The following is a 12,312-nucleotide window of genomic DNA, read 5'->3' as shown; positions in this document are numbered from 1 at the left end:
CTTGCTGCTGTCCGCCCGTTCGAAATTTCCGCTATTCAGGCGCCTTTGCGCCGAAGATTGGTGATTTCGAGTATGACCGAAGCCTGATCGATAGCACTTTGATGTTGTACCAGATCGAAACTCCAACCGACATGGCTTTCATCGATCTCGCGCTGATAATCCCGACCTTTTTGGAAAAGGGCCTTTGCGCCCCTGGTCAGCCATGGCTCTGTCAGGCCGAAAAGATCATCGAGCGAAGCCAATGCCCGCGCGGTAACCACGTCCGGCGTCTCGATTTTCTGCCACATCGTTTCAATACGCGCCGAATGAACCCGTGCCGGGACATTCAAATGTCCCGCAGCGGTGCGCAGGAACGCCGCCTTTTTCCCCGCACTTTCGATGAGATCGATAGCGCCGCCCGGTTGCTCTGCAAGGAAACAGGCCGTCACGATGCCGGGAAAACCGCCACCGGAGCCGATATCCAGCCAGTTCCGGGCGTCTCTCGCCAGCGGAAAAAGCTGTGCGCTGTCCAGAATATGGCGCGTCCAAAGCTCGTTCAAAGTGGAAGGCGAGGCAAGGTTGATCGCCTTGGACCATTTGCGAAACAGCTCTTCAAAGGCGATCAAACGGTCCGCTGTTTCACGTGAAACAGCGGGTATGATTGCTTTCAGGCTTTCAAAGCGGGTATCGGCGCTCATGCAGCGCCCTGCCCTTCAATGAGTTCTGCAGCCGCCTTATTGCGATAACCGAACTTCTTGATCTGCGCGATAAGAAGCGCGAGCGCTGCCGGCGTCATCCCGTCAACCCGCTGTGCCTCGGCAATCGTTTCCGGCTTGCGCTGCTTGAGCTTGTGCTTCAACTCGTTGGAAAGACCGGATATTCCGTCAATGTCCAACCCGGCTGGAATGAGCAGTTGTTCCTCGCGCTCCATCACCGCGATGTCGCTTTTCTGCCGATCCATATAGACGGCATATTGCGCTTCGATTTCCAGAGCTTCGCGCGCTATCGCATCGATGGCGTCCAGTTCGGGCCAGATAGGCTTCAACCGATCCAGATCGATTTCGGGATAGGACAGGAGATCATAGGCCGACCGGCGAACTCCATCCTGATTAAGATGCAGATCATATTGCTTGGCGAGATTGGGCGTAATCGTCAGCGACTGGGTCAGCGCCCGCGCCCTGCTCAAGGCCGCTTCGCGGGCTTCAAAACGCTCCTTGCGGGCGTGTCCCAATATGCCAAGCCGGTCCGCCAGCGGTGTAAGACGCTGATCGGCATTATCCGCGCGAAGCGACAGGCGGAACTCGGCCCGCGAGGTAAACATGCGATAGGGTTCACTAACCCCGCGCGAGGTCAGGTCGTCAACCATCACGCCAACATAGGCTTCGGTGCGCTGGATAATGACGGGCTCGCCGCCGGAAGCACGACGCGCAGCATTGATGCCAGCGAGCAATCCTTGCGCGCCCGCTTCTTCGTAACCGGTCGTGCCGTTGATCTGTCCGGCCAGAAACAGGCCGGTGACTTTGCGGGTTTCAAGGCTGCGCTTCAGTTCACGCGGATCGATGAAATCATATTCGATCGCATAGCCGGGTTGCAGCATAACTGCTTTTTCAAGCCCCGGTATCGTCTTCAATATGTCGAGCTGCACGTCTTCCGGCAGCGAGGTTGAAATACCGTTTGGATAGACCGTATCGTCGTCCAGCCCTTCCGGCTCCAGGAAGATCTGATGGCCGTCACGGTCGCCAAACTTGACGATCTTGTCTTCCACAGACGGACAATAACGTGGCCCAATACCCTCGATCGAACCGGAATACATGGCAGAGCGATGCAGATTGGCGCGAATGATAGCGTGAGTTTCCGGCGTGGTGCGGGTAATGCCGCAGTCGATCTGCGGCGTGGTGATCCGGTCCGTCATAAGCGAAAACGGCACCGGGTCCTCATCGGCAGACTGCATGTCAAGGCTTTGCCAATCGATGGTGCGGCCATCCAGTCGCGGCGGCGTGCCGGTCTTGAGCCGCCCGAGCGCGAAACCGAAGGAGGTGAGACGTTCGGAAAGCCCAAGCGCGGGCTTTTCACCCATGCGGCCAGCCGGAATCTTCTTCTCGCCGATATGGATCAACCCATTCAGGAACGTGCCTGTCGTCAGGACGACAGCGCCGCATGTCAGGGTTCGCCCATCGGACAGAATGACACCGGTGATGCGCCCATCCTGTTCCAGCAGATCATGGGCGCCGCCCTCGACCACCGACAGATTGTCCTGCGCGGCGATCATCTTCTGCATGGCAAGCCGATAAAGCTTTCGGTCTGCCTGGGTGCGAGGGCCGCGAACGGCTGGGCCCTTCCGGCGATTCAAAAGGCGGAATTGGATGCCGGCTTCGTCAGCGACACGGCCCATCAAACCATCGAGCGCATCGATCTCGCGCACAAGATGGCCCTTCCCCAATCCGCCAATCGCAGGATTGCAGGACATAACGCCAATAGTATCAAAGCGATGCGTCACCAGTGCGGTTCTGGCGCCAGCGCGCGCAGCAGCGGAAGCCGCCTCGCATCCCGCGTGGCCGCCGCCGATCACAATGACATCAAAGACTGTGGCTTCGGTCGAACTCATGAGGTTCATCCTGACGCAACTCGAATCCGTTTCAGAAAGATGTCTCTTTGCCACGAATGGACTTCAAACGGAAGACCCAATCGGCTGATGGTGCGATCATCCCGGCGAAAGCGCGACTCATGAATGAATGAGCGAGTCAATCGCTCCGGCGAGATTCCACAGATGTTTCACGTGAAACAATCTTCAATGCAGGTCATGCACCTGTTTCACGTGAATCATTTGCCGATGCAGAACTGGGAGAAAATGACGTCGAGTATTTCTTCCACATCAACATCGCCGGTGATGCGCCCGAGATATTGTGACGCCAGACGCATATTTTCTGCGCGTAGCTCGAGCGGGAAATTGGTTCCGTTCAATGCCTTGTCGATCTCCGCAACAGTGGATCGCAGAAGGCTAATATGCCTTTGTCGCGTAGGAACTGCGTCCTCGATCTGCCCAATCTGGGCTTCTGCAAAGTTCTGCAGATCGGTCAGCAAGGCATCGAGCCCCTGGCCCGTTCTCGTCGAGATGCGGTAGGACCACCCGCCATCTGCCTTTTCGCTGAGGTCGGCTTTAGTACCGACCGTCCAGAGAGTGGCGGGCTTCTCACCCGTTCCAATCGCGACGGGGTCGTTCATATCTTCAAGCAGCAAAACCAGATCGGCATCGGCCATTCGGGCGCGAGCGCGTTCAATGCCAATCTTTTCGACCACGCTTTCGGTCTCGCGCAGGCCCGCCGTGTCCGTCACATAGACCGGAATACCGCCTAGATCGAGCTTGACCTCGAGAAGGTCGCGGGTCGTGCCCGCTTCTTCCGATATGATCGCCACTTCGCGGCCAGCCAGAAAATTCAACAGGCTGGATTTACCCGCATTGGGTGCGCCGACGATAACAACATGCAGCCCATCGCGCAGCATGGAAGCGCGTTTGCCGCTCGCAATATGGCTCTCGATCTCTGTCCTGAGCAGGGCGAGGGATTGCCAGACCTGCTCCGAGACTGATCCCGGCACATCGCTTTCATCAGCGAAATCAAGCTCAGCCTCGATAAAGGCACGGGCACGCAAAAGACGCTGGCGCCATTCCGTATAAAGCTCGCGCTGCGTACCGGAAGCGACCTGCAAGGCAAGCCGTCTTTGTCCCTCGGTTTCGGCCGCAATCAGATCGGCCAGACCTTCGGCAATCGTCAGATCCATCTTGCCATTGGAAAACGCCCTTCGGGTAAACTCTCCGGCTTCCGCTATCCGGCATCCGGCGATTTCTCCAAGCTCCGCCAAGAGCCTTTCGACGACGGCCTTGCCGCCATGCGCATGAAATTCGGCGCAGTCCTCACCGGTAAAGCTGTTCGGACCAGGGAAAAAGAGCACCAGGCCGTGATCAATCGGATCACCATTACGGGCACGGAACAGCTTATAGGCCGCGTGACGCGGCGCGGGTAAGACGCCAATTATCGTTTCGAGTACGAATCGAACTCGTGGACCGGAGATACGCACGACAGCGACGCCAGACGGCAGACGCCCGCTCGACAAAGCAAAAATCGTATCTTGAGGGAAAGCGATCTCGCTCATTCCGTTTCCTGACCTATAATCATAAGGACAATGCAGCCAACGCGTGCTGAAGGAATGGCATATTCATTCGCACAGTGAAAGAAAAGCCTTATGACAGAGTTCGACCGCAACGCCCTCGCTGGCAGCAACCGCCTTGCCGATGAACCGAGCGCCTATCTGCGCCAGCATGCCGATAATCCCGTTCACTGGCAGCCCTGGGGCAGGCAAGCGTTGGATGCTGCGAAGGAGCTGGACCGGCCCATTCTGCTTTCGGTCGGCTATGCCGCCTGCCACTGGTGCCATGTCATGGCGCATGAGTCTTTTGAAGACCCGGATGTAGCCGCGGTGATGAACGCCCTCTTCGTCAATGTGAAGGTGGACCGCGAGGAACGGCCCGACATCGACCAGATCTATATGGCGGCACTGGGAGCAATGGGGCAGCAGGGCGGATGGCCGCTCACCATGTTTCTGCGCCCCGATGGCAAACCCTTCTGGGGCGGTACTTACTTCCCCCGGCACAAGCGCTACAACATGCCGGGTTTTGTCGATGTTCTGCACGCGGTCAATAATCTCTGGAACAAGGATAAAGAGAAAATTAACCATAATGCGCAAGCAGTGTTCGACCATCTGGAAGGCAGGCTTGCGGCCCAGATCGCCCCGGTTACCAACGAGGTGGAGCGGTTTGACGAGATCGCTACACGCATAGGCAGCCTGATCGATCCGGTGCGCGGCGGGATTGAGGGAGCGCCAAAGTTCCCGAATGCGCCTTTCATGGACAATTTGTGGCTGTCCTGGCTCTATGGCCGCAATGAAACGCATCGCGACAATTTTCTTCTTTCGCTGAAAGTGATGCTGCAGGGCGGGATATATGATCATCTGGGTGGCGGGCTCTGCCGCTATTCCACGGACGCCGAATGGCTGGTGCCGCATTTTGAAAAAATGCTCTACGACAATGCGCAATTCATTCGCCATGCGACTTACGCTTTTGCCGAGACCGGAAATGATTTGTTTCGTTTGCGAATCGAAGAGACGGTTGACTGGCTGGTCCGGGAAATGCGCCTGTCCGATGGAAGTTTTGCCTCCAGTCTCGATGCCGATAGCGAGGGCGAAGAAGGACGGTTTTACGTCTGGAGCGAACAGGAAATCGATGAGGCGCTCCGCGAGGACAGCAAAGCCTTCAAGGACTATTACGGTGTCACGCAGGGCGGAAACTGGGAAGGCCACAACCTCCTGAACCGCCTTCATGCGGTCGATGACGGCGCTATCCTGCCCCCGATGATAGAAGCGTCGCGCCAGAAACTGCTTGCGCGTCGCGAATTGCGGACACGCCCCGGACGGGACGAGAAAGCGCTGACCGACTGGAACGGGCTTGCCATCCGTGCGCTGGCCGAAGCAGGCCGCAGCTTCGGCAGGCAGGACTGGATCAATCTGGCGGTCGATGCCTATCGCGCCACAATGAGCAGTTTCCGCGATGGCCGCATCGCCCATTGCCGCATGGAAAATTCGCTTCTCTACCCTGCCCTTTCAACCGATTATGCGGCGATGATCAACGCGGCCATCGCCCTTCATGAAGCAACGAGCGAGCGGTCCTATATTGATGACGCGTTGAAGTTCAAGCAGGCGCTCGATGAGGCTCACAAGGATGGCACCGGGAATTATCGCCTCTCGGCGCTGGACGCTGATGACGTCATCCTGCACGCCTATGGCGACTATGATGAAGCGATACCCAGTGCCACGAGCCAGATCATCGAAGCGCTGACCCGACTGTTTCTGGCGACGGGCAATATCGAGCTTTATCAAAGCAATGAGGCGCTGATCGAACAGGCGCTCGGGCGAGCCTTCGCCCAGCAATATGGGCAGATCGGCATATTGAATGCCGCGCGTTTTGCTGCCGAACCGCTCTCCCTGGTCGTAGCGAGTGAAGACGATGCCGGAGAACTTGTTTCGATGGCGAATCGAAATCCCGATCCCCGCCGTGTCGACAAGTTCGTGCGTTTCGAGCCCGGCAAGCCTATAGAATTGCCCACCGGCGGAACGGCTGAGACGGAACGTCCGTCAGCCTGGTTCTGCAAGGGGCATGTGTGCCTGCCGCCCGTTGAAAACGCCGACGCGTTGCGGCTATTGCTCGGCAAAACATCGTGAAACAAAAACGCCGCGACGGTTTCCCGCGCGGCGTTTCTGAAACGCTACAATCGAGCAAGGTTTAGGTATTCATCGAATCGAAGAATTCACCATTGCTCTTGGTCTGCTTCAGCTTGTCGATAAGGAATTCGATTGCGTCGGTCGTGCCCATCGGCGCGAGGATACGGCGCAGAACGAAAATCTTCTGCAGATCGGCGCGCGGTACGAGCAGGTCTTCCTTGCGGGTGCCGGACTTGAGAATGTCCATGGCCGGGAAGATACGCTTGTCGGCCACCTTGCGGTCGAGCACGATTTCCGAGTTGCCGGTGCCCTTGAATTCTTCAAAGATCACTTCGTCCATACGGCTGCCCGTATCGATCAGCGCGGTTGCGATGATGGTCAGCGAACCGCCTTCTTCGATATTACGCGCGGCACCGAAGAAACGCTTCGGGCGCTGCAATGCGTTGGCATCCACACCGCCGGTGAGAACCTTGCCGGAAGACGGCACAACGGTGTTGTAGGCGCGGCCAAGGCGAGTAATCGAATCGAGCAGGATCACGACGTCGCGGCCGTGCTCGACAAGGCGCTTGGCCTTTTCGATGACCATTTCAGCCACTTGAACGTGACGCGCTGCCGGTTCATCGAAGGTCGAGGAAATCACTTCGCCCTTCACCGAGCGCTGCATGTCGGTCACTTCTTCCGGACGTTCGTCGATCAGGAGAACGATCAGATAGCATTCCGGATGATTGGCGGTGATCGAATGGGCGATGTTCTGGAGAAGGACGGTCTTACCGGTGCGGGGCGGAGCGACGATGAGACCGCGCTGGCCCTTGCCGAGCGGCGCCACCAGATCGATGACGCGGGGTGACAGGTCCTTGGAGGTTGGAACTTCCAGCTCCATCTTGAAGCGCTCATTGGGATAGAGCGGCGTCAGATTGTCGAAGTGAACCTTGTGCCGGATTTTTTCCGGATCTTCGAAATTGATCGAGTTGACCTTGAGCAGCGCGAAATAACGTTCGCCTTCCTTGGGACCGCGGATCGGCCCTTCGACCGTGTCGCCGGTCTTGAGGGAAAAACGACGCAGCTGCGAGGGAGAAATATAGATATCGTCAGGACCCGGCAGGTAGTTGGCGTCGGCAGAGCGCAGAAAGCCAAATCCATCCTGCAGCACCTCGACGACACCCTCGCCGATGATTTCGACGTCCTGGGCCGCCAGCTTCTTGAGGATCGCGAACATCAGTTCCTGCTTGCGCATGGCGCTCGCGTTTTCGACCTCAAGCGTTTCGGCAAAAGCCAGCAGCTCCACCGGTGTCTTGTTCTTCAGTTCTTGTAGTTTCATTTCCTGCATGGATGAGGAACTCTTTTAAAATGTAGGGAGAAAATGCAGTTGTTCGGAAAGGTGGCCACATGAAGTTGTGACCGGCATCGAAGGCCTGCTGTCTTGAAGGGAAGAGGCTTACTACATACTGATTTGCAGCATGGAGAGCAAGTCTCATGTAGGGATAGCGCGAAATTTCTGCAACAGAAAAATGGCAGAAACCGGGTCGTGTGGTGCATTTGAAGTCATCTTGCCCACAAATGGACAGGTCATCAATCACTTCAAATCCGCAAACCACACGAATTCAGGGTGTTGCCGGTGCGGTTTTTGAAACCGGAATTTCCATTTTCACGGGCATCTTCGAGAAAATTCCGGTTTCGCCACACACTGGGTCTCTTTTTGAAGTCGTTTCCAGATCAGAACGGCTTCACGATCACCAGTATGACGATCAGGATCATCAAAACTGTCGGCACTTCATTGATGATTCGCCAGTGCTTTGCCGAGCGCGTGTTGCGGTCTTCCGCAAAAAGCCGCGTGGATTTCGACAGATAGCCATGCAGGCCGGACATCAGCACGACGAGCAGCAACTTCGCATGCAGCCAGCCGCCCTGAAAACCATAGATTTCCCACGCCATCCACAGGCCGGCGATCCAGGTGACGATCATGGCCGGGTTGATGATGAAGCGCAAAAGCCGCTTTTCCATCACCTTGAAGGTTTCCGATGTTTCGGAACCGGGTTTCGCGGCGGTGTGATAGACAAAAAGGCGCGGCAGATAGAGCATGCCCGCCATCCATGCGATGACCGCGATCACGTGCAGCGATTTGACCCAGAGATAGGCGTCGGCTGGATTCACGTGAAACAATGCCCAGACGCCCAGCGCCACCACGACGAGCGCGACGACGGTGCGAATGGCTACCGCAGAACCGCGATTTTCCGGAGCTGTCTGGCTCATGATTTTCCTCCGCGAATACGGTCGATCATGCGTTGCACGTTTTCAACAGGCGCCTGCGGCGTGATCCCGTGCCCGAGATTGAAGATCAGCGGTCCCTGGCCGAGACGCTCCAGAATGGCGTCCACGCCCTCATCGAGAGCATTGCCGCCGGCCACCACGCGCAACGGATCGAGATTGCCCTGTATCGCGCCCTCGTTCTGTAGGGAAGCGGCAAAGGACAGGGGAACGGACCAGTCGAGACCGAGGGCGTCCACGCCGGTCTTCTCGCGATAGCCTGCATAAAGCATCCCTGCCCCTTTCGGGAAGCCGATGATGCGGGCTTCGGGATAGACTGCCCTCACCTTCTGGACGATCCGGGCAACGGGCTGGATGCAGAAACGTTCAAAACAGTCCTCGTCCAGAACACCAGACCAGGAATCGAAAATCTGCACCGCATCGGCACCGGCTTCGAGCTGTTCGATGAGATATTCGGCGGAAACATCGGCAAGATCGTTCAGAAGCTTTTCAAAGGCTTCCGGGAAGCGATAGGCGAAAAGACGGGCGGGCGCCTGGTCCGGGGTTCCATGACCGGCGATCATATAGGTCGCAACGGTCCAGGGAGCGCCACAGAAGCCGAGCAGCGTGGTTTCGTCGGGCAACTGCTCGCGCAGCAGCCGAACCGTCTCATAGACCGGCTCCAGCCGTTTGGCGACGCCTTCGGTCTCAAGCCAGAAAATCTCGTCGGCATCGATCGGTGTCATCAAGGGTCCCCTGCCTTCTTCAAAGCGAAGGTCGCGTCCAAGGGCATGGGGGATGACGAGAATGTCGGAAAACAGGATGGCTGCATCAAAGCCAAACCGGCGGATCGGCTGAAGCGTCACTTCGACAGCCAGATCGGGCGAATAGCAGAGGTCGAGAAAGCTCCCGGCCTTTTTCCGCGTCTCGCGATATTCGGGAAGATAGCGTCCAGCCTGGCGCATCATCCAGATGGGCGGTGGGAAGATCGCTTCACCGTCGATCACTCTCAAGACTTTGCGCTTCATGTCTTTTCCATTCCACCCTGTGTGTTGCCTCAACCGTCCTTGGTCTGAAACTTATCCAATGCGGTTCTCATAAAGAAAGGATGATTCAAGAATCTTTTGATTCTTAGAGTCTGTTGGAATCGGGGATTAAGGTCTGTCCTGTTTTTCCCCACAGTTTCCATGCGGTCATGTCATCCTGTGCAATCATTCACCGATAGTCTGACCAAAAACAATGAAAACTCAATTCCCTCTTTTAATATAAGAGGTTACCAATTGACGCAGTTCATGCGCATTTGTGGAAAAGCTGGGAATAAAGGCGGGCTTTCGCGGATTCGTGAGTCTTGTCCACATTTGTTGATGACCGCTCGCCACATGTTCGCCCGCTGTGGATGACTTGCCAAGTTTCCCACGGCCTGCCATGGCTTGTGGAAGACGTTCGGCCTTTACGCACAGCCGTCAACAGGAGGGCAACAAAACTGTGACCAGACCGCTTTCCTACTTTCATCTTCATCTGATTTCTGATGCGACCGGAGAGACTCTCCTGGCGGCGGGCCGTGCGGCAGCGGCGCAATATGCCAATGCGCGCGCCATCGAGCACATCTACCCGCTGATCCGCACCGAAAAGCAGCTGCGCAAGGTTCTCGAAGGCATCGATGCGGAGCCGGGCATCGTTCTCTACACGATCGTGGACCAGAAACTGGCGGCGATCATCGACGAATCCTGCGCCGAAATGGGCGTGCCGAGCGTTTCCGTGCTGGAGCCGGTGCTCAATACGTTCCAATCCTATCTCGGCGCGCCGGCGCATCGCCGTGCGAGCGCGCAGCATGTCCTCAATGCCGATTATTTCCGGCGGATCGACGCGCTCAACTTCACGATGGAACATGATGACGGGCAATTGCCCTTCGATATAGAGGAAGCCGACGTCATTCTGGTCGGCATTTCGCGCACGTCCAAGACGCCGACGAGCATCTATCTGGCCAATCGCGGCATCAAGGCCACCAATGTTCCGATCGTGCTAGGCATTCCCCTGCCCGAGGTGCTTTTCACGACGAAACGACCATTGATCGTCGGGCTGGTTGCGACGGCCGAACGGATTTCGCAAATCCGCCAGAACCGGCCGCTCGGCAATGTGCCGTCGCTGGATACCGGACTTTATACGGACCGCGTTTCCATCTCGGAAGAACTGGCCTATGCGCGTAATATATGCAATCGGCACGGCTGGCCGATCATCGATGTGTCGCGCCGGTCGATAGAGGAAACCGCGGCGGCTATCCTCGCTTTGCTGCGCGAAAAGACGAACAGAAGGGATCTCGATCATGTCTGACCTCATCCTCGCCTCCAAAAGCCCTTTCCGTTCGGCCTTGCTGAAAAATGCCGGCATAGAGTTTTCGACGGCAAGCGCGGAGATCGACGAGCGCGCGGTGGAAGCCCCGCTTTACGAAACGGGCGCCACGCCGGAGGAAGTCGCGCAGGTTCTGGCCGAGGCGAAGGCGCTCGATGTGAGCGAGAAGAACCCCGGCGCGGTGGTGATCGGCTGCGACCAGACATTGTCGCTGGGCGACGAGATTTTCCACAAGCCCGCCGACATGGAAGCAGCCCGCCGCCAGCTCCTGAAATTCTCCGGCATGACCCATCAGCTGAACAGCGCCGTCGTGCTGGTGAAGGATGGCGAGACCCTGTGGCGTCACGTTTCGATTGCCCGCATGACGATGCGCGACCTCGATCCGGGCTTTGTCGGGCGCTATCTCGGTCGCGTCGGCGACGCCGCGCTTTCCAGCGTCGGCGCCTATCAGGTCGAAGGACCCGGCATCCAGCTTTTCGACAGGATCGATGGCGATTATTTCACGATCGTCGGTCTGCCGCTCCTGCCGCTGCTGGCTGAACTGCGGAAGGAAAAACTGATCGATGGCTGATCAAGTCACGAAGAAGGCTTTTGTCACAGGCTTTCCCATAAAACATTCGCGCTCGCCGCTGATCCACGGTTTCTGGCTCGCCGAACTGGGGATCGACGGTTCTTATGAGGCGGTAGAGGTGAAGCCAGAGGACTTTGCCGCCTTCGCTTCCTCGCTTGCCGCAAACGGTTTTGCCGGTGGCAATGTCACCATTCCGCACAAGGAAGCAGCCTTTGCCGCCGTGGAAAGTCTGGATGATGCCGCCAGGGCCATCGGCGCGGTCAACACGCTCTGGCTCGAAAACGGCAGGCTTCATGGCGGCAATACGGATGCTTACGGATTTGCCGCCAATCTCGATGCATCGGCTCCCGGCTGGAACAAGGCCGACAGCGCCCTTGTTCTGGGTGCGGGCGGCGCAAGCCGGGCAATCGTCCATGCGCTTTTGACGCGCGGCTTCACGAAAGTCGCCATCATCAATCGCACGGTGAGCCGGGCGCAGGATCTCGCTGCCCATTTTGGACCGCGCGTCTCGGCGCATGGCTGGGACGCGGCGCAGAATCTGGTTTCGGACGCGGGGCTGATCGTCAACACGACATCGCTTGGCATGAGCGGCCATGACGAGGGCGAGACCTTTCCGCTCGATCTCGGCAAGGCGTCACCAAAGGCGGTCGCCACCGATATTGTTTATGTGCCGCTCCAGACCCCCTTCCTGAAGAAAGCCGAAGAGGCCGGACTGACCACCGTGGACGGGCTTGGCATGCTGCTGCATCAGGCCGTTCCGGGCTTCGAGCGCTGGTTCGGCAAAAGGCCGCAAGTGACGAAAGCCCTGCGTGAGCATATTCTGGCGGATATGGAAAAGGCTGGCGCTCTGGTATCTGAATCAAAAAGCGTCAGGCCGTCGTGAAATGGCGATCTTGGAA

Annotated in this window: 10 protein-coding genes; 4 read left to right on the top strand and 6 right to left on the bottom strand. The window is 57.5% G+C overall.

Going from position 1 to position 12,312, the window contains the following annotated elements; genetic code table 11:
• Window positions 1-35: 35 nt before the first annotated feature.
• The 3 genes from rsmG to mnmE form a co-directional block, all read right to left on the bottom strand.
• Complete coding sequence (rsmG, locus tag ACOWVS_RS10905; protein ID WP_063619799.1) at window positions 36-677, bottom strand: 16S rRNA (guanine(527)-N(7))-methyltransferase RsmG; 642 nt, start codon at window positions 675-677, stop codon at window positions 36-38.
• Entirely contained in the window at window positions 674-2,584 is a 1,911-nt protein-coding gene (mnmG, locus tag ACOWVS_RS10900; protein WP_075041833.1) for a tRNA uridine-5-carboxymethylaminomethyl(34) synthesis enzyme MnmG, read from the bottom strand. The genes rsmG and mnmG overlap by 4 nt, the downstream gene beginning before the upstream one ends.
• A 215-nt stretch (window positions 2,585-2,799) precedes the next feature.
• The gene (gene mnmE / locus ACOWVS_RS10895; RefSeq protein WP_075041814.1) at window positions 2,800-4,128 is read right to left on the bottom strand and encodes a tRNA uridine-5-carboxymethylaminomethyl(34) synthesis GTPase MnmE; all 1,329 of its coding nucleotides are present in this window, start codon (window positions 4,126-4,128) and stop codon (window positions 2,800-2,802) included.
• Window positions 4,129-4,218: 90 nt separating this feature from the next.
• Between mnmE and ACOWVS_RS10890 the strand changes: the two genes are divergently transcribed.
• Window positions 4,219-6,249: a thioredoxin domain-containing protein gene (locus ACOWVS_RS10890; RefSeq protein ID WP_063619801.1), complete on the top strand. Its 2,031-nt coding sequence runs from the start codon at window positions 4,219-4,221 to the stop codon at window positions 6,247-6,249.
• A gap of 61 nt (window positions 6,250-6,310) precedes the next feature.
• Here the strand turns inward: ACOWVS_RS10890 and rho are convergent, their stop codons facing one another.
• The 3 genes from rho to hemE form a co-directional block, all read right to left on the bottom strand.
• Entirely contained in the window at window positions 6,311-7,576 is a 1,266-nt protein-coding gene (gene rho, locus ACOWVS_RS10885) for a transcription termination factor Rho (protein ID WP_006468044.1), read from the bottom strand.
• A gap of 386 nt (window positions 7,577-7,962) precedes the next feature.
• The gene (hemJ, locus tag ACOWVS_RS10880; RefSeq protein WP_021587542.1) at window positions 7,963-8,499 is read right to left on the bottom strand and encodes a protoporphyrinogen oxidase HemJ; all 537 of its coding nucleotides are present in this window, start codon (window positions 8,497-8,499) and stop codon (window positions 7,963-7,965) included.
• Complete coding sequence (gene hemE, locus ACOWVS_RS10875; RefSeq protein ID WP_063619802.1) at window positions 8,496-9,521, bottom strand: uroporphyrinogen decarboxylase; 1,026 nt, start codon at window positions 9,519-9,521, stop codon at window positions 8,496-8,498. Before hemE ends, hemJ begins: the two co-directional genes overlap by 4 nt.
• A 457-nt stretch (window positions 9,522-9,978) precedes the next feature.
• Between hemE and ACOWVS_RS10870 the strand changes: the two genes are divergently transcribed.
• Genes ACOWVS_RS10870 through ACOWVS_RS10860 form a run of 3 tightly spaced genes read left to right on the top strand, consistent with a single transcriptional unit; the run spans window position 9,979 to window position 12,296 of the window.
• The gene (locus ACOWVS_RS10870; protein ID WP_006471003.1) at window positions 9,979-10,824 is read left to right on the top strand and encodes a pyruvate, water dikinase regulatory protein; all 846 of its coding nucleotides are present in this window, start codon (window positions 9,979-9,981) and stop codon (window positions 10,822-10,824) included.
• Window positions 10,817-11,413, top strand: coding sequence for a Maf-like protein (locus ACOWVS_RS10865; protein ID WP_006468048.1), 597 nt, complete (start codon window positions 10,817-10,819; stop codon window positions 11,411-11,413). The genes ACOWVS_RS10870 and ACOWVS_RS10865 overlap by 8 nt, the downstream gene beginning before the upstream one ends.
• Window positions 11,406-12,296 (top strand): shikimate dehydrogenase, encoded by an 891-nt coding sequence (locus ACOWVS_RS10860; RefSeq protein ID WP_063619803.1) that lies wholly within the window; start codon window positions 11,406-11,408, stop codon window positions 12,294-12,296. Before ACOWVS_RS10865 ends, ACOWVS_RS10860 begins: the two co-directional genes overlap by 8 nt.
• Window positions 12,297-12,312 lie beyond the last annotated feature (16 nt).

Origin of the sequence: Brucella sp. IR068, assembly GCF_049065885.1 — a bacterium.
Taxonomy (GTDB): Bacteria; Pseudomonadota; Alphaproteobacteria; order Rhizobiales; family Rhizobiaceae; genus Brucella; species Brucella intermedia.
This window is presented reverse-complemented; position numbering and strand designations above follow the sequence as displayed.